This is a genomic window from Amycolatopsis sp. (assembly GCF_035276945.1).
In the GTDB taxonomy this organism is placed as follows: Bacteria; Actinomycetota; Actinomycetes; order Mycobacteriales; family Pseudonocardiaceae; genus Amycolatopsis_E.
This window is the reverse complement of the sequence record NZ_DATELF010000051.1, coordinates 63,098-81,152: the sequence shown is the minus strand read 5'-3', so window position 1 is coordinate 81,152 and position 18,055 is coordinate 63,098. Positions and strand designations below refer to the sequence as shown.

15 protein-coding genes are annotated in these 18,055 nt (G+C 70.2%); 3 read left to right on the top strand and 12 right to left on the bottom strand.

The features are described from left to right. Positions 1-82: 82 nt before the first annotated feature. Together VJT49_RS08590 and VJT49_RS08585 are read right to left on the bottom strand one after the other, a co-directional pair. A complete protein-coding gene (locus VJT49_RS08590) occupies positions 83-1,477 on the bottom strand; it encodes an NAD-dependent malic enzyme (protein ID WP_324164185.1) in 1,395 nt (464 codons plus the stop codon). 13 nt (positions 1,478-1,490) lie between these two features. Then, positions 1,491-1,679 (bottom strand): hypothetical protein, encoded by a 189-nt coding sequence (locus VJT49_RS08585; RefSeq protein WP_324164184.1) that lies wholly within the window; start codon positions 1,677-1,679, stop codon positions 1,491-1,493. A gap of 87 nt (positions 1,680-1,766) precedes the next feature. On the opposite strand from VJT49_RS08585, the gene VJT49_RS08580 reads away from it, so the two are divergent. Then, a complete protein-coding gene (locus VJT49_RS08580) occupies positions 1,767-3,995 on the top strand; it encodes a helicase-associated domain-containing protein (RefSeq protein ID WP_324164183.1) in 2,229 nt (742 codons plus the stop codon). Positions 3,996-4,195: 200 nt separating this feature from the next. Here the strand turns inward: VJT49_RS08580 and VJT49_RS08575 are convergent, their stop codons facing one another. From VJT49_RS08575 to VJT49_RS08550, 6 genes are all read right to left on the bottom strand, one after another. Continuing rightward, positions 4,196-4,777: a DUF742 domain-containing protein gene (locus VJT49_RS08575; protein ID WP_324164182.1), complete on the bottom strand. Its 582-nt coding sequence runs from the start codon at positions 4,775-4,777 to the stop codon at positions 4,196-4,198. Positions 4,778-4,780: 3 nt separating this feature from the next. Next, the gene (locus VJT49_RS08570) at positions 4,781-5,203 is read right to left on the bottom strand and encodes a roadblock/LC7 domain-containing protein (protein WP_324164181.1); all 423 of its coding nucleotides are present in this window, start codon (positions 5,201-5,203) and stop codon (positions 4,781-4,783) included. Between the two features lie 154 nt (positions 5,204-5,357). After that, entirely contained in the window at positions 5,358-5,966 is a 609-nt protein-coding gene (locus VJT49_RS08565) for a GTP-binding protein (RefSeq protein ID WP_324164180.1), read from the bottom strand. After that, on the bottom strand, positions 5,947-6,630 hold the full coding sequence (locus VJT49_RS08560) for a DUF742 domain-containing protein (protein WP_324164179.1): 684 nt from the start codon (positions 6,628-6,630) through the stop codon (positions 5,947-5,949). Before VJT49_RS08560 ends, VJT49_RS08565 begins: the two co-directional genes overlap by 20 nt. A 24-nt stretch (positions 6,631-6,654) precedes the next feature. Further along, entirely contained in the window at positions 6,655-7,110 is a 456-nt protein-coding gene (locus VJT49_RS08555) for a roadblock/LC7 domain-containing protein (RefSeq protein WP_324164178.1), read from the bottom strand. Next, complete coding sequence (locus VJT49_RS08550) at positions 7,107-9,959, bottom strand: nitrate- and nitrite sensing domain-containing protein (protein ID WP_324164177.1); 2,853 nt, start codon at positions 9,957-9,959, stop codon at positions 7,107-7,109. Before VJT49_RS08550 ends, VJT49_RS08555 begins: the two co-directional genes overlap by 4 nt. 235 nt (positions 9,960-10,194) lie before the next feature. On the opposite strand from VJT49_RS08550, the gene VJT49_RS08545 reads away from it, so the two are divergent. Together VJT49_RS08545 and mdlC are read left to right on the top strand one after the other, a co-directional pair. Beyond that, positions 10,195-10,980: an ABC transporter ATP-binding protein gene (locus tag VJT49_RS08545; RefSeq protein ID WP_324164176.1), complete on the top strand. Its 786-nt coding sequence runs from the start codon at positions 10,195-10,197 to the stop codon at positions 10,978-10,980. A 121-nt stretch (positions 10,981-11,101) separates the two neighbouring features. Next, entirely contained in the window at positions 11,102-12,661 is a 1,560-nt protein-coding gene (gene mdlC / locus VJT49_RS08540; RefSeq protein WP_324164175.1) for a benzoylformate decarboxylase, read from the top strand. Here mdlC and VJT49_RS08535 read toward each other — a convergent pair. The 4 genes from VJT49_RS08535 to VJT49_RS08520 all read right to left on the bottom strand — a co-directional run bounded on the left by VJT49_RS08535 (position 12,651) and on the right by VJT49_RS08520 (position 17,931). After that, positions 12,651-13,409, bottom strand: a complete 759-nt coding sequence (locus tag VJT49_RS08535) for an ABC transporter permease (RefSeq protein ID WP_324164174.1) — start codon at positions 13,407-13,409, stop codon at positions 12,651-12,653. The genes mdlC and VJT49_RS08535 overlap by 11 nt on opposite strands. Then, positions 13,406-14,179 carry an ABC transporter permease gene (locus VJT49_RS08530; protein ID WP_324164173.1) on the bottom strand — a complete coding sequence of 258 codons (774 nt, stop codon included), beginning with the start codon at positions 14,177-14,179 and terminating at the stop codon, positions 13,406-13,408. The genes VJT49_RS08535 and VJT49_RS08530 overlap by 4 nt, the downstream gene beginning before the upstream one ends. A gap of 3 nt (positions 14,180-14,182) precedes the next feature. Beyond that, on the bottom strand, positions 14,183-15,211 hold the full coding sequence (locus VJT49_RS08525; RefSeq protein ID WP_324164172.1) for an ABC transporter substrate-binding protein: 1,029 nt from the start codon (positions 15,209-15,211) through the stop codon (positions 14,183-14,185). A 191-nt stretch (positions 15,212-15,402) separates the two neighbouring features. Further along, complete coding sequence (locus VJT49_RS08520; protein ID WP_324164171.1) at positions 15,403-17,931, bottom strand: nitrate- and nitrite sensing domain-containing protein; 2,529 nt, start codon at positions 17,929-17,931, stop codon at positions 15,403-15,405. Between the last annotated feature and the right edge of the window lie 124 nt (positions 17,932-18,055).

Sequence of the window (18,055 nt, the reverse complement as noted above, 5' to 3'; positions counted from 1 at the left end):
GAGTCCTCCACCGCGGCGCTGTGCCTTCTGGGGGTTTTTCCCCAGACCCCGGCTGGGGGCAAGCCCCCAGACCCCCTGCCCGTCACCCCGCCGCGCCGGTGCGGCGAGCGGCCGCCTTGACCGCCTCGGCCACCGCCGGGGCGACCGCCGAGTCGAACACGCTCGGCACGATGTAGGAGGCGTTGAGCCGGTCGTCCACCACGTCCGCGATCGCGTTCGCGGCGGCGAGCAGCATCTCGTCGTCGATGTCGTGCGCCTGGGCGTCGAGCAGGCCGCGGAACACGCCGGGGAAGGCGAGCACGTTGTTGATCTGGTTGGGGTAGTCGCTGCGCCCGGTGGCCACCACGGCGGCGTGCTTCTGCGCCTCCAGCGGGTCGATCTCCGGGTCCGGGTTGGCCAGCGCGAACACCACTGGATCGTGGGCCATGGTGGCCACCTGGCCGGCCCCGAACAGGTTCGGCGCGGAGACACCGATGAACACGTCCGCGCCGACCAGCGCGTCGTGCAGGGTTCCGGAAACGTTGCCCTTGTTGGTGTTCTCGGCCAGCCAGCGCAGATTGGGGTCCAGGTTGGACCGTCCGTTGTGGACGATCCCGTCGATGTCGGCCGCGATCACGTCGGCCGGCTTCTGGTGCAGCAGCAGGCGGATGATCGCCGAACCGGCGGCGCCCGCGCCGCTGACCACGATCTTGCAGCCGGAGATGTCCTTACCGACCACGCGCAGCGCGTTGCGCAGCGCGGCCACCACCACGATCGCCGTGCCGTGCTGGTCGTCGTGGAAGACCGGGATGTCGAGCTGTTCGCGCAGCCGGGCCTCGATCTCGAAGCAGCGCGGCGCGGCGATGTCCTCCAGGTTGATCCCGGCGTAGACCGGCGCCAGCGCCTTGACGATACGGATGATCTCCTCGGTGTCCTGGGTGTCCAGGCACACCGGCCAGGCGTCCACGTCGGCGAACTTCTTGAACAGCGCGGCCTTGCCCTCCATCACCGGGAGCGCGGCGGCGGGCCCGATGTTGCCCAGGCCCAGCACGGCCGAACCGTCGGTGACCACCGCGACCGTGTTGCGCTTGATGGTCAGCCTGCGGGCGTCCGCGGGATTGGTGGCGATGGCCGTGCACACCCGGGCGACGCCCGGGGTGTAGGCGCGGGAGAGGTCGTCGCGGTTGCGGAGCTGGACCTTCGGCGCGACGGACAGCTTGCCGCCGAGATGCATCAGGAACGTGCGGTCGGACACCTTCCGCACCCGCACACCGGGCAGCGCGTCGAGCTCCTTGGTGACGTCCTCGACATGGTCGGCGTTGGAAACGTTCGCGGTGATGTCGACCACGATGGCGTCGGAGTGCGACTCGACGACGTCGAGCGCCGTGAGCACACCGCCCACCCTGCCGACCGCGGTGGTGAGGTCACCCGCCGCGCTCGCCGACGGGGGCGCCTCGACACGGACAGTGATCGAATAGCCAGGGCCGGGAACCGGCACGTCACCTACCCCTTTACTTGTTGATCTCGGTCTGCGGATGCACGTAGGGCACCGATTCCAATGGGAACGCGAGGTCACCGAACGGGGACAGCGCACCCTGCCGGTCGGCGGCCAGTTCGGTCACCGGGTGCTCGCCGTCGCCCACCTCGGGCCAGGTCGGGTCGATTCGCGCGCTTTTCCTGCCGTTGTCGCCTTTGGCCACAGCGTTCTCCCTCCTGCGGATACCTGTGGTCCAAGTCTGCCTCAACCGGCTGAGAACCTCGTGTCCAGGGAGGTATTCTCACCTGTGATGCCCGCGACCTCTCTGGCGGACTGGCTGCGTTCGGCCACCGATGACGAGCTGGCCGCGTTGCTGCAGGCCAGACGAGACCTGGCCACGCCGCCGCCGGCCGACAGCACAGTCCTCGCCACCCGTGCCGGGAGCGCGGGCTCGGTGGCTCGCGCGCTGGAAGATCTTGACACCGTCACGCTGGCCGCGCTCGACGCACTGCTGCTCACCGAGGCCGACACCGAGGCGGTGCCACTGGCGGCGGTCGCGACACTGCTCGGCACCGACCCGTCGCCCGCCCTGGCCCGGCTCCGCGGGCGCGCCGTGGCCTGGGGGCCGGACGACGCGATCCGCGTGGTCCCCGTGGTCCGGGAACTGGTCGGCCCATTCCCGGCGGGGCTGGGCGCCTCCGTGCCCGAGCTGGCCGGCGCCGACCTCTCCTCGATCCGCGACGACGAACGCGCGGTGCTGAACACCCTCGCCGCGGGCCCGCCCATCGGCCGCACCCGGGACGCGGGCCGCGAAACGAGCCTGGCCGAAGCGACCACGCCGATCCAGCGGCTGCTCGCGCGCGGCCTGCTGCTGCGCCGCGACGGCCAGACCGTCGAACTGCCCCGCGAGATCGGGATCGCCCTGCGCGGCGGACGCTCGTGCTCGCCAGGGGCGCTCGCCGAACCAGAACTGCCCACCATCCCCCATCAGACGTCCACAGTGGACACAACGGCCGCCGGCGAGGCGCTGGAGTTCCTGCGCCAGATGGAATCCCTGCTCACGCTGTGGTCCGAACAACCGCCGCCGGTGCTCAAGTCCGGCGGACTCGGCGTCCGTGAGCTGCGTAAACTCGCCCGCGAACTCGAGGTCGACGACACTCGCGCGACCCTGCTCGCCGAACTCGCGGCGGGTGCGGGCCTGGTCGCGGACAGTCAGGCCACCACGCCCGAGTGGGTACCGACGACTCTGACCGATTCGTGGCTGGCCTCCGCCCCCGCGCAGCGCTGGCTCACGCTCGCCCAGGCCTGGCTCGACCTGCCGCGTTTGCCGGGACTGGCCGGGCAACGCGACGCCAAGGACAAGCCGATGGCGCCGCTTTCGGACGACTTGCGCCGCCCGCTCGCACCGCCCGCCCGGCGCCGCGTGCTGAGCGCTCTTTCCGATCTCCCGGCCGGGTCGGGGGTGCGCGATCCCCAGGACCTGGTGGCGGTGCTGGCCTGGCGCGCGCCCCGCCGTGGCGGGCGGCTGCGGGACGAGACCGTGCGCTGGACCGTCGCGGAGGCGGCGGTGCTCGGCGTGCTCGCGCTCGGCGCGATGACCAGCGCGACCAGGGCGCTGCTCGCCGACGACCGCGGCGCCGCGCTGTCCGCGATGGCCGACGCCCTGCCCGCGCCGATCGACCACGTCCTGGTCCAGGCGGATCTCACGGTGATCGCGCCCGGCCCGATGGAACCGGAACTGGCCAGGGAGATCAGGGCGGTGGCCGATGTCGAATCCGCCGGGCACGCCACGGTCCACCGGGTCACGGAGTCCTCCGTGCGCCGCGCCCTTGATGCCGGCCGCACCGCGGACGAGCTGCACGAACTGTTCCGCAGCCGGTCGGCGACGAGTGTGCCCCAGTCGCTGACCTACCTGATCGACGACGTGGCCCGCCGGCACGGCCGCCTGCGTGGCGGGGCGGCCGGGTGCTTCCTGCGGTGCGACGACGAGGTGCTGCTGGCCGAGGTGCTCGGCCAGCCGGTGGCGGCCGAACACGAGCTGCGGAGGATCGCGCCGACCGTGCTGGTCAGCCCGTTTCCGCTGGCGGAGGTGCTGGACGGGCTGCGGGCCGCGGGATTCGCGCCCGCCGCCGAAGGCCCGGACGGGCGGGTCATGGACCTACGTCCCGGGGGCCGCCGGATCCCCCCGCGCCCTCGCAACACCCGCCGCGTCTTCAGCGAGCCGACGGTCAACCCGGACCAGGTGATCACGGTGATCACGCAACTCCGCGCGGGAGACCGGGCGGCGAGCCGGCGGAAGGGAGCGGAAGTACGGCTCCCGGGTGGTGGAGGTGGTTCGGACACGGCGGCGACGATGGCGCTGCTGGCGCGGGCGAGCCGGGAGCAACGCGAGGTGTGGATCGGCTACGTCGACTCGCACGGCACGGCAAGCCAGCGCATCCTCACTCCGGCGCGTGTCGGCGGCGGCGTCCTGATGAGCACGGACGACGAGCGCTATCCCCTGCACCGCATCACCTCCGCCGCCCTCGTCGACGACTGACCCGCCCCGCGAGTCCCACCTTCGCCGCGCACGAGTTCCGCGGTCGCGGCTCTGAACGTGGAACCGTGCGCCGGGAACGTGGGACTCGCAGTGCGGGAGTGGGACTTCGAGTCACCACGTGATCACGGGCCGGCCACTAACCACTGAACCAGCGGCAACACCAGACTGGCACCGAGTGGGACTCGCGCTGGGCCCCGGGTTCAGATCGAGCGGAGGCCCTTGAGGACGCGCGCCATGAACTCGCGCGAGGAGCGGTCGCCGAAGGTGAGGCCGGGCTGGTGGATCATCACCAGCCCCAGGTTGTCCATGTCACTGACCAACACCTTCACCACGTTCAGCGGCAGCACCAGGTACGCGGCGATCTCGGCGACCGAGCGGGTGGCCACGCAGCAGAGCTCGCAGATCCGCCGGTGCTGCACCGAAACCGCGCCCTCGAACCGGCGCCCGCGCTCGCTGGTGGACACCAGCGCCTCCAGCGCGAGGTCGTAGTCGGGCCGGGTGCGGCCGCGGGTGCGGGCGTAGGGCCGCATCAGCATGCGGTGCCTGATGTTCGCGGTGGACCCGGTGGCCGGCACCGCGGGCTTGGGCATGGCGGGCGACTGTTGCGCGACCGCCGGCGGACCGTGCCTGCCAAGGCCGGGAACGCGCACCGGCAGCAGCACCGCCGACTTGTTCAGTACGTACCGGGACGGCGAGTCGAGGCCTTCCCTGTCCAGACCCTGGTGCAGGGCTTCCCAGGCGTCGTGCTCAGGGCGGGACGCCCCGGATGTCGGTTCTCTCATCGGTTATCCGCGCACCCCACCCTGCAACTGCATGCGCAGCGCCGGCGTCATCTGCTGGCCGACCCGGTCCACCAGCAGGGTCATTTCGTAGGCCACCGTGCCGATGTCGGAGGTCGGCGCGGCGAGCACCGCCAGGGCGGACCCGTCGGAGATCGACATCAGGAACAGGTAGCCACGCTCCATCTCGACCACGGTCTGGTTGGCCGCACCGGCCTCGAAACAGCGAGCCGCGCCGGCGGTCAGGCTGACCAGCCCCGACGCGACCGCGGAGAGCTGGTCGGCGCGGTCCCTCGGCAGCCCTTCCGAACTGGCCAGCAGCAGCCCGTCGGAGGACACCACCACGGCATGTGCCGCGCCGGGGACCCTGCGGACGAAATCGGTGATGAGCCAGGCGAAGCCGCCCGACGAGTCTGCCCGAGCCGTCACTGTCCCCTCCTCCAGCCTGTCGTGGGCGGCATGCGCCGTGAGTGTCGCCGCTGCCAGGGTATTACCCCGAACGGCATTGTCGACCCGCGGTGAGAAGTGAACCCTTCCTTTCACCCCAACGGCCGCAGCCCGCACAGGACGCCGCACACCGCGCTCATCCCGGCTGTAGTGCGGTGTCGCGCGAAATGGCATGTTCCACCACGGAGATCAAGACCTGCTTCGCCGACTCCCGTTCCCGCGCGTCGCAGGCGATGATCGGCACCTCGTCCGAGATCGTCAGCGCGTCCCGGACGTCGTCGATCTGGTGGTGCAGCAACCGGTCGAAACAGTTGATCGCCACGATGTAGGGCAGGCCGCGGTTCTCGAAGAAGTCGATCGACGGGAACGCGTCGGCCAGCCGCCGCGTGTCCACCAGCACCACGGCGCCGATCGCGCCGAGCGCCAGGTCGTCCCACATGAACCAGAACCGGTGCTGTCCCGGCGTGCCGAAAACGTAGAGCACCAGGTCCGAGTCCAGCGAGATCCGGCCGAAGTCCATCGCCACCGTGGTGGTGACCTTGTCCGGGGTGGCGGAGATGTCGTCGACCGAGAGGCTCGCCTCGGTCATCTGCGCCTCCGTGGTGAGCGGGTCGATCTCGGACACCGCACCGACGAGCGTCGTCTTGCCCGCGCCGAAACCGCCGGCCACCACGATCTTGGCCGACTGCGTCGGCCCACTGGCCGCCGACGTGTTCGCGTCGGAGTCAAATTCTCCGAAGCCCACTGAGCACCCTCTCCATGAATTCGATACTGGGGCGGTCACCGACCACGGATGTCGCGGAGTGCACCAGAACAAGGCCCAGGCTGGCAACGTCGCCGATGAGCACTCGCACCACTCCCAACGGTAACCGAAGATACGCGGCCACTTCGGCCACCGAACGCGTGTCCAGGCACAGGCTGCAGATCGACCGGTGCTCGGGAACTCGTACGCGGCCCAGCGCGCGGCCGCGCTCGCTGGTCGACACCAGCGCCTCGACAGCGAGGTCTTGACTCGGCCTGGTCCGGCCGCCGGTCCGGAAGTAGGGACGGACGAGGCCGGACGTCTCGGCCGGTACCGGCGGCACGGGAGGCAGGCTCGGATGGCTCATCGGCCCCGGTGAAGCCGGGGGGAAGGCGGTGAACTCCGAGTCGCACGACGAATCGCCGAACAGTTCCGCGGCTGGTCCGGACAACAGGCGGTCGCGGTAGTCGTCCGGACCACCGTGAGCCGGGTCGGACGCGTCTTCCTCGCGCGAGTTCCGCGCCCGCCGTTGCCGCCACTCCCGGTCCACTCTGGCCCGGAAGGACGTCCAGTCCTCCTCGGCCGACGTGTTGCGCGGCTCGTCGCCGGAGGCGTCCTCGCTCGCTCGCTCGTCCCCCACGTTGGTGCTCTCCAGCCCCGCTTCCACGTCACTGCCTCCATGCCCGGCGCGCTATCCACGCGCCGCCCCCTGTAGCTGGGCCCGTAACTCGGGCGTCAGCTGCTGGCCCACCCGGTCCACCAGCAGCGTCATCTCGTACACGACGAGACCGATGTCACTGTCCGGCGAGCCCAGCACGGCCAGACACGAACCGTCCGAAACGGACATCAGAAACAGGAAGCCATTGGCCATCTCGATCACGGTCTGCGCGACCGGCCCGCCCTCGAACACCTTCGAGGCGCCGCGGGCGAGACTGGTCAGCCCGGATGCGACGGCCGCCAACTGGTCCGCACGGTCCTTCGGAAGCCCGCGGGAAGCGGCAAGTAACAGCCCGTCCGCCGAAACCACGACGGCGTGCGCGGCACCGGGTACCCGGTGCACGAAATCCGTGATGAGCCAAGCGAAACCGTTCTGCGCGCTGGCGGCGGCCTTGCTGCCGCCAGGGCGCCTCGAACCCGGCCTTGTCACTCGTCACTCCTAACCGCGGCGTCCGGTGGGGTGGACTCCCCGCCATCGACCGAAACACTCCGTCCCCCAGTGCCCTCACGCAGCGCGTGCCGGCCCGAGGTGTAACCGTGTTGGAAACTAACCATACGTTCCCGGGCAGTTGTCGCCGAACGTGCGATGGCGCTTTGCCCTGGCTGCCCGGCCGTCCGGTCGACGAACGAGTCCGGCTCTCCGCCGGAGACCGAACCCGGGATCAGGTAGGCGTTGGGAACGCGCTTCGGAAGCCCGGCAGAGGTGGTTTCTTCGGCCTTCTTGTCGAGCAGTGCCCGCGCGGCCTGCCAGCCTTCGTCGGCGACACTGCGCCAGGCGTCGTCCGCGACCCCGGCGGTCTGCTCCTGCGGAGCCTGTTCGGGCGCGACCTCGGCGGAGTCCTCCGTTTCCGGCTCCGCGGCCACCTCCCCGGCGCGGTCTTTGTCGCCCCCCTCGGCGAACCAGCGCGAGACGACCGACTGGTAGATCGGCAGGCGTTTGGTCGGGACGTCGTCGTCCAGCACCCGGGGTTCCGGCAGGACCGGTTCCGGCTCGGGGCCCGGCTCCGGCGGCGTGAACCGCGGTTCCCGTTTCGGCAGCTCCGGCGGGTTGAACTGGTCGGACTGCCTGCCTCCGTTCGGTTTCGGCTCGGGGGAGGACGAAGTCCGGCCCTGGCTCAAAAAGGCCGCACTGGAGGAACCGGCGACCAGATCGTCGAGGCTGATCGGCTCATCGAGCGGGCGCAGGCCACCGGCCGCGGTCTGCTCGGCCGCCGAGGGCGAGCGCGGACGCTGGGCAGGCACCTCGGGCGGGGCGTCCACGGCCTCGGCGGACGGCCAGGAGATCTCCGAGGCCGACTGCGGTAGCGGTGGCGGGGCTTCCGCGCTCACCGGGCCGAGCAGTTCGGCGGGCACCACGACGCGGGCGATCACACCACCGTCGATGTCCTCGTTCTCCCGCAACCGCACCTCGACGCCGTGCCGCCGGGCGAGCCGCGCGACCACGTAGAGACCCATTCGCCGGGTCACCGAGACGTCCAGTTCCGGCGGGTCGACCATGCGCTTGTTGGCCTCGCCGAGCTGTTCTTCGGACATCCCGACGCCGCGGTCGGTGATCTGGATGGCCAGCGCCTTGCGCCTGGTCACCACCGCACGCACGTTCACCTTCGTCTCCGGCTCGGAGAAGTAAGTGGCGTTGTCGAGCAGTTCGGCGAGCAGGTGCACGAGGTCGTGCACGGTCAGCCCGCGCACCGCGACGTCCGGGATGACGCCGACCTCGACCCTGGCGTACTGCTCGATCTCGGACACGGCCGCGCCGATCACGTCGGCCGCGCAGACCGGCTTCGGCACGGACTTGGCCAGGCCCGCGCCGGAGAGCACCAGCAGGCTTTCGCCGTTGCGGCGCAACCGGGTCGCCAGGTGGTCGAGCTCGAACAGGCTCGCCAGGTGGTCGGGGTCCTGCTCGTCGGCCTCCAACCGGTCGATGACACTGAGCTGGCGTTCGACCAGCCGCTGCGACCGGCGGGACAGATTGACGAAGATGCCGTTGACGTTCTCTCGCAGCAGCGCCTGCTCGGCCGCCATCTTGATGGCCTGCTCGTGCACCGCGTCGAAGGAGCGCGCGACCTCACCGATCTCCTCGCGAGTGGTGATCGGGACCGGCTCGGCCGCGTGCTTCGCCGCGGCCATCGGGTCGGCATCCTCGAGGATCTTGTGCACCGTCTGGGGCAGCCGGGAGTAGGCGATGTCGAGCGCGCTGCGGTTGAGCACCCGCAACGGCTTGAGCATCGCGCGGCTGATCACGACGGTCAGCCCCAGTGCGAGGACCAGCGCACCCAGCACGAAGCCGATATCCCGCCACGCGGCCATCAAAGCCGCGCCGGCGAGTTCGTCGGAACGCGCCCGGACGCTGTCGAGCAGGCCGGTCTCCACCGCGCGCAGCTTGTCGAGGTTGACCGCGCTGGCCGAAGCAAGCGCATCCCGGCTGATGCCCGGCGTCGCGCCGTTGGCGGCGTGCGCCAGTGCGGTGGCGGCCAGCTGGGCCCTGGTGTCGACCTCGGGGCCGCTGACGGTGTCGGTGTAGGCCTCGATCTCGGCGGTGGTCGCGTTGGCCTTGAACACGTCGAGCGAGGCCGCCGCACTGGACTGGGCGGCCCTGACCTGGTCGAGCAGGATGCCGGTGAACGCGTTCCGCAGCGCGGCGATCTCCAGCGCGGCGTCCTCGCGAGCCGTGAACTCCTTGGTCTCGGTGAGCGCCTGGGCGTTGGTCCGGTCGCGGAGCAGCACCCCGTCCTCCACAGAGGACGTCCCACGGCCGAGCTGGATCAACGAGTCGAGCACCGAGCTGTAGGTGGTGAACGCGGCCAGTTCCGAGTAGGGCGGCGTGTTCACCGAGGTGCGCAGAGGGGCCAGCGCGTCGAGCCGCGCGAGACCGCGATCGAACCGCTGCTGGATGGTCGGGTCGTCGAAGCGCACCTGGTCTTCCTGGGTGCGCAAGGCCGCGACGGCCTCGTTGACCGCGGAGATCTGGGCGTTGAGCGAGGTCTGCAGTTGGACGTCCGCCGGGTTGATGATCTTGGCCACGGCCAGCGCGCGCTCACCCTGCAGCAGGTGCACCACCTCGGTCACCCGGCCCATGAGATCGGCCTGCGCGGTGGTCTGTTCGAACTTGGTGGCCTGGTCCAGTTCGTCCACCGCGCGCAGGACACCGAGTGCGAGCGCGGTCACGGTCGGGATCGCCAGGACGAGCGCGAGCTTGGAGCGCACCTTCCAGTTACGTAAGCTCAGCCTGGAACCCGAGGATGGAGTGCCCGCTACCCCTGGGGTGTCTTCTTTCGGCACCGCTGTACCACCGTCGTTCCCGCCAGCGTTCGGCTTACTGGATTGCAGGTGCAGAGGGTAGCGAAGTGCCGCTGACGATGTAACCCTTGCTTGGCCAACCGGTTAATGGGCGCCACCGCATACTTCCCTGAGCGGACAAGACGCTCGCCCCACGATCTGTGCGCAATACTCTCAGTAAACCGTTGATCAACAGAGACGACACCTGGTGAACTTCGTCACTGGAGAAGGAGTTGCGTTGCCGGCACAGCTCGAAGTCCGCGCGCTCGATCACCGCTACGGCGACCACCAGACGGTGCGGGACGTGTCGTTCACCGTCGAGGCGGGACAACTGGTCTGTATCGTGGGTCCGTCGGGCTGCGGCAAGTCCACGCTGTTGCGGTGCATGGCCGGGCTGCTCGGCCCGGCATCGGGAACCGTGCACCTGCACGGCGACCTGGTGCGGGGCGTGCCCGAAGACCTGGCCGTGGTGTTCCAGGACTACAGTCGCTCCCTGTTCCCCTGGCTGTCGGTGACGGGCAACGTCGAGTTCCCGCTGCGGTCGGCGCGGATGGGACGCGACGAGCGCCGCAAGCGTGCGCAGGAGGCCCTCGAATGGGTCGGGCTCGGCGAGGTCGGCCGGAAGTACCCGCGGCAGCTTTCCGGCGGGATGCAACAGCGGGTGTCGATCGCGCGGGCGCTGGCCAGCCGTCCCGCCCTGCTGCTGATGGACGAGCCGTTCGCCTCCGTCGACGCGCAGACCCGGTTCGAGCTGGAAGACCTGCTGCGGCGGGTGCGGCGGGAACAGGGCAGCACCGTCCTGCTGGTCACGCACGACATCGATGAAAGCGTTTACCTGGCCGACCGCGTGCTGGTGCTTTCGCCCGCGCCGGCGTCGATCGTCGCCGACCTGCCGGTGGACCTGCCCGCCGAACGCGATCAGATCACCACCCGCGAGTCGGCGCGGTTCGTCGCGCTGCGCGGCGAAATCGCCCGCCTGATCCATCGCGAGTCCTTCGCTCGCGCACCGCGAGTCCCCCTCTGACGCACCCCGAGTTCGGCTCCCAGGTCACAAGAGTTCCTGATTCATGACAAAAGGGGTGGAAGGCTTGGGACCGCTTCGGCATGCTCGGTCCGGGACAGCTCCGAATAATCCGGGAGACGCGATGACCACGGTCCGGGACGCGGTACGGGCACTGATGCGGGGCTGGAAGCTCACCACGGTGTTCGGCAATCCGGGCAGTACAGAACTGACGTTCCTCGCCGACTGGCCTGACGACTTCCGTTACGTACTGGGCCTTTCCGAAACTTCGGTGGTGGCGATGGCCGACGCCTTCGCGCAACTGTCCGGGAACGCGGCGGTGGTGAACGTGCATTCCGCGGGCGGCCTCGGGCACGGGCTGGGCAGCCTGGTCACCGCCTTCCACAACCGGGCGCCGCTGATCGTGCTGGCCGGCCAGCAGTCGCGGTCGCTGCTTCCCGGTGACCCCTACCTGGGCGCGCTCGAGGCCACCGAGTTCCCCCGGCCCTACGTGAAGTGGAGCTACCAGCCCGCCCGCGGCGAGGACGTGCCCGCCGCCTTCGCCAGGGCCTACCACCTGGCCATGCAGCCGCCCACCGGCCCGGTCTTCCTGTCCGTCCCGGCCGACGACTGGAATCTGCCCGCCACGATCCCGCGCGCCGGACCTCGGATCGCCCCCTTCTCTCCCGATCCGGAGGCGCTGGCGTCGGTGGCGTCCGCGCTGGATGCCAGCACCCGGCCCGCGCTCGTGGTGGGCGCCGCGGTGGACGCCGACAACGCCGTATCCGAAGTCGTCGAGCTTGCCGAGAAAACGCTTACCGCGGTGTGGGCCGCGCCGTTCTCGGCGCGCAGTTCCTTCCCCGAGAACCATCCGCTGTTCGCCGGTTTCCTGCCGCCGAACCCGGCGGGCGTGGCCGGGGCGCTGGCGCCGTACGACTGCGTGGTGGTGCTCGGCGCGCCGGCGTTCACCTATCACGTGGTCTCGGCGAACGGCCCCGAGTTGCCTCCGCTCCACGTGATCAGCGACGACCCCCAGATCCTCGCCCGCGCCCCGGAAGCGGCCGGCGTGCTCGCGACCGCGCGAACCGCGGCCGCCCACCTCAAGGCCCTGGTGCGCACCGCCGATCGTCCCGCGCCGGAACCCCGGAAACCCGCGCCCCCGGCTCCCGAACCCGGTCCGGGCATGCCGATGTCGCCCGCGTTCGTCTACCGGACGCTCGCCGAACTGCTGCCGGAGGACGCGCTCGTCGTCGAGGAAGCGCCCACGCACCGAGGGGTGCTCCAGGAGCAACTGCCGATCGCCCCGCCCCGGGGTTTTCTCACCATGTCCAGCGGTGTCCTCGGTTACGGGCTCCCCGCGGCGGTGGGCGCGGCACTGGCCCAGCCCGCACGTCAGGTCGTCGCGGTTCTCGGTGACGGCTCCAGCATGTACGCCATCCAGGCGCTTTGGACCGCCGCGCGGCAACGGACCCGGGTGGTTTTCGTCATCCTGGACAACGGCGAATACGGCGCGGTGCGCAAGCATGCCACCCGGAACGACGCGGGGAAGGTGCCCGGCATCGAACTCGGTGGCCTGGATTTCACCGCACTCGCCCAGGGCATGGGCTGCGCCGCGCACCGGATCGACACCGCCACGCACCTCCGCTCCGCCCTGACCTCGGCCTTCACCTCCGCCGAGCCGACGCTCCTGCACGTCACCCTGTGAAACCCTGGTGCCAGGCCAGGGCACGCCGCTCCACCTGCGCCAACAGGGCGTTCAGCAGATACCCGAGCACGCTCACCAGCACGATCCACGCCCACATTTCCGGGAACAGGAAGTTGCCCTGCGCGTTGATCATTCGGAAGCCGATACCGCTGGTGACGCCCACCAGCTCCGACACCACCATCAGGATGATCGCGATCGACAACGCCAGCCGCATGCCCGCGAAGATCTTCGGCGCCGCCGCGGGCAGCAGCACCCCGGCGACCCGGCGCGGCCCGCGGATCCGGAACGCACGACAGGTCTCGAGCTTCACCTCGTCCACGGACCGCGCCCCGTCGATGCTGTTGAGCAGGATCGGCCAGATCGTGCCGAACAGGATCATCGCGATCTCCATCCGCGGCTCGAACCCGAGCACCAGCAGGAACACCGGCACCAGCAGGATGGCGGGCACCGAGCGCGCGAAGAAGAGCAGCGGCGAGACGTAGTCGGTGAGCACGGGGGAACGCCCGAGCGCGAGCCCGACCGGTACCCCGATCATGACCGCGATCAGCCACCCGAGGAACAACCGGCCGAGGCTGGGCAACACGTCGCCGGTGAACGCGCCGTCGCCGAACCAGGCGTGCCCGGCGGCGCCGAGAATCCGCCACGGCGGCGGAAAGTACGGGTTGCCCACGCTGCTCGTGATCCACTGCCAGGCGAGCAGGAACACCAGGAAGAACAGCCAGCGCCGGGCGAGCGCACACCACTTCACACCGCGCCTCCCGCCGCCGCCCACGGGAGCCAGCGTCGTTGCGCGGACAGCAGCCCGATGTTCACCAGGTACCCGAACAGGCCGGTGAACACGGTGGCCGCGAGCACCAGGTCCATCTGCTGTGTGGATAGGCCCCAGTGGTAGACGAAGTGACCGATGCCGACGTCTCCGGCGAAGTACTCGGTACTGACCAGCACGATCAGCGCCACCGCCGCCGACAGCCGAACGCCGGTCAGCACGAACGGCGCCACGGCGGGCAGGATCACCGCGAACGCCACCCGGAGCGGCGGGGTCCGGAACACGCGCGCGGTGTCCAGCAGTTGCCGGTCCATCTCCGCGACGGCGTACACGGTGTTGAACAGGATCGGCCAGCACGAGGCGAACGCGGCCAGTGCGATCTTGGTCTGCGCACCGCTGCCGAGCACGAGCATGGCCAGCGGGATCAGGGCCACCGTGGGCAGCGGCCGCAGGAACTCGATGACCGGGCCGGTGACCAGCCGCAGCGGCCGAACGCGACCGAGCAGCAGGCCCAGGGGAACGCCGACCGCCACGGCCATCCCCAGCGCGATCACCCACGACAGCAGCGTCGAGGCGGCATCCGGGACGAACCGCGGGTCGACGAAGAGCCCGAAGAATCGCGCCAACACGGCCGACGCGGGCGGCAGCACGCCGGCCTTGACCACACCCGACCGCCCGGCCACCTCCCACAGCGTGAGGAAGGCGGCGAGACCGATCAGCCGCCGGACCGCCACCGGAAGCGTTCCACGCAACGGTCAAGCCTGCGGCGTCGGCACGACGAGCTTGGTGGCGTCGAGCTTCGCCGTCAGCCCGCCATAGCTCTGCATCAGCGTGATGACCCGCTGAAGCTGGGTGGTGTTGACGGAGGTCGGGTAGGCGTCGATGTTGAGCAGCGCGGCGGTCACCCTGTCGACACCGGAGAGGTCGGGCAGCACTTCGGCGAGCTTCTTGCGGTCCGACGCGTCGGACTGCGCGGGGATCATCGCCCGCTGGAACGCGGCCACCGTCTTCGGGTTGGCGTCGACGAACTTCGACAGCGCGATGTAGCCGGTCTGCGGCATGTTCGCGGTCGAGCCGGTGACGATCTTGAGCACCGGCTGCACGCCCTGCTTCTGCTCGGCCGTGGTCAGGTAGGGCTCGACCTCCACCCCGGCGTCGAGCTGCCCGCCGGCTATCTGGGCCGGTATGTCGGGGAACTTCACCGGCAGGTAGTGCGGGGAGTTCGGGTCGACGTCGTTGTCCTTCAGAGTCGCGCGGACCAGCAGTTCGGCGACGGACGCGGCCTGCTGGATGCCGATCTTCTTGCCCACCAGGTCCTTCGCGCCGGTGATGCCCGAATCCGGCTTCGCCACCAGCACCACGGAGTTCTCGTTGGCGGTGTTGCCCTCGACCACGATCTTGGCGTCGAGCGTGTTCTGGACGACCGCCTGGAAGAACGAGACATAGTTGGTGACGGCGAAGTCCAGTTCGCCGTTCTGCAGCGAGGTGAAGGCCTGCGGGCCGGCGCTGAAGGACTTGAGCGTGACCTGGAGCCCCTGCTGGGTGAAGTAGCCGTACTTCTCCGCCAGCTTCGCGGGCGCGCTGCCCTGGCTATGCAGGATGCCGATGGTCAGCTTGGACTTCTCCAGCCCCGCCGCGGACCCGCCGCCCGCGGAACTGCTCCCGCTCGACCCGTTCAGCACACTGCACCCTGCGGACGCGGCCAGCGGCCCGGCGACGGCCGCCCCCAGCGCCAGCCGGACGAAGCCCCGGCGAGTCGTGGCCGCACCTGCGTTCATGCTCATAGACGACGCTCCTGACGAGGCGATTTTCTGTTATCAACTGTGACAAGCGGACGCGAATTGGTAAATCTCCGACCATCGTCGTGCCCGGGCGAAACCTATCAATGTCCGCCCGAAAAGCAAGGGATCCAGGCCCATTTCCGTTGCCGGAAGCGGGTTCCGGAGCAGGAACCGGAAACGGAAGGCTATTCCACCTAGTCCGTGGTGTGGCCACTGTCAAATGCCCGCGCGCGCTCCCTGGCACGCTCGACGCCGTCCTGCAGCCGGGTCATGCGGCCGCGCACGGCGTCCGGCTCGAGCCGCAACGTGGGTGGGTCGAAGGAGGTCTGGCGGCTTGCCTCGGCAGGAGGTCCGGGGGTGGTACCCCCAGCCGACTCTGCCGACGGGATGGTGTGTTTCGGCATGTGGACGCCGTTCGGCTGAGCCGAGGACTCGTCCCCGTCGGACTCGGGCCACTCCGGCTCCCGCTCCTCGGGATCATCCGCCGGCCAGTGCTCACCGGTCTGGAACCACTGCGACAGCACCTCCTGGTAGGCGGGCAGCCGCTCGGTCGGCTCGTCGTCCCCGATGTGGTGCCGCCGCAGCTCGTCGTTGTCCTCGTCCGGCCATCCCGGCGGGCACTCGTCCTGCTCGACCGGCGCCCGCCGGGTCTCCTCCGGGATCACCGGCAGCGCCAGGACCTCTTCCCGCTGCGGCATCGGCTCGGGCTCGGGTTCCGGTTCGACCGGCACCGGGGCGGTCACCGGGGGCAACGGCACGACGAGCCTCGCCGGGATGACCACGGTCGCCTTCAGCCCGCCGGTTTCCGCCGCGCTGAGCCGGACCTTGATGTCGTGCTGCCGGGCCAGGGTGGCCACCACGAACAGCCCCATCCGCCGGGACACCTCGACGTCCACCGCGGGCGGCTGGGTCAGCCGGGCGTTGGCGCGCCTGATCTCCGGTTCGGGCATGCCCGCACCCGAGTCGGTGATGTAGACCTCCCAGGCGCCGTCGCCGGCGACCGAACTCACCACGCGGACGGTCTTCTCCGGCGGCGAGTACAGCGTCGCGTTCTCCAGCAGCTCGGAGATCACGTGCACCAGGTCGCCGCACGCCTCGCCGCGCACCGCCAGTTCCGGCGCGGGGCTGAGCTCGATGCGCTGGTAGTGCTCGACTTCGGACAGCGCCGCACCGATGATCTCCTCGGCCGCCGCGGGCTCGGTGGGCGAGGAGTCCGGATCGTGCCCGGCGAGCACCAGCAGGTTTTCGCTGTTGCGCCGCATCCGGGTGGCCAGGTGGTCCAGTTCGAACAGGCCGCCGAGGGTTTCCGGGTCCTGCTCCTCGGCCTCCATCCGGTCCAGCACGGCGAGCTGCCGCTCGACGAGGTCCTGGCTGCGCCGGGACAGGTTGAGGAACATCGCGTTGATGTTCTCCCGGAGCAGCGCCTGCTCACCGGCCTGCCGCACGGCCTCCCGGTGCACCACGTCGAAGGCACGTGCCACCTGCCCGAGCTCTTCGCGGCTGAACACCGGCACCGGAGCCACGCTCCGCCGAGCGGTCGCTTCGGGATGCGGATCGGCCAGGATGCCCTCGACCGCCGCGGGGAGGCGGTTTTCGGCCACATCCAGCGCCGTCCGCCGCAACAGGCGCAACGGCCGCAACAGAGAGCGCGCGATGATCACCGCCAGCGCGACGCACAACACGAGTACGCCGATGACCGCACCGGCGTTGACGATCGCCGACCGGCGGGCGTCCGCGGCCAGCGCGTCGCACCGCCGCTGGATCAGCGCCTGCAACGCCTCCTGCACCTGGTAGGCGCGGTTGACGGTGTAGGTGGCGGCGGTGTCCCACCGCTGTGGGTCCAGACCATTCAGGTTCTGCCCGTTCTCCGCCCGGGTGACCGCCGACTCGAAGAGGTTGTTGCCCTCATCGACGATCATCCCGATCACGGTGTCGTCGTACATCCGCTGCCCGGCCGGGGTGGCGAACTTGCGGAAGTCGCTGCGGGCGGCGGACAGCTCGGCGTCGGCGCCCAGCAGCGCGCGCAGTTCGTCGCCGTTGATCTGGTGTTGCTCCAGCGCCTCGGCGAGCAGGGCGCGCTTGACCGACATCTGGTCCTTGACCCTGGCCAGTGCGTTCGCGGCCAGCCGCAGGCGCGACAGGTCGGGTTCGGTGATGTCCGAAACCGCCTGGTCGGACAGGTCGAGTATGCCGGAGATCAGCTCGTCGTAGGAGCGCAGCACGGCGTCGGCGGGCAGGTTCGACTGTTCCCCGGAGAACCGCAGGCCGGTGAGCACGTCCAGCCGGGCCCGGGTGGCCTGCAGCCCGGTCACGCCGGCCTGGGACAGCCGGTCGCGGTCGGCGTCGAACTCCTTGCCGAACTCGCCGATCGCCGCGTCCACCTTGGCGCGCTGGTCGCGCAGCTCGTTGAGGTTGCCCTGCCTGCCGCCCGCCACGTACCGGACGGTCAGGTCCCGCTCGCGCTGAAGCTCGTGGATGACCGCGTTGACCTTGTCGTCCACCCGGCCGTGCGCGGCCAGTTCGGCGAGCAGCTGAGCCTGGTCGAGATCCTGGTGTACCTTGAGGCCGGCCAGTGCCAGCACGGTCAGCATGGGGATGAGCAGGACGACGATCAGCTTCGTCCGCAGCCGCCAGTTCCGCAGCCGCCACCGCCCGCCGCCGTGGACCTCGGGTCCGCGGTCCACGGCGTCAGCGCCATCGGAACGCTCGCGCTGACGGGCCACCTGAGTTCCTTCTCGTCACCAATCCGCCGGACACGGATCGTCACCGGCATGGACTCGCTAACCTACTAGAACGGAGCTGAATCGTGGCACGGGCCAGAGCGCTCTCTACTCTCGGTGCGGTCCC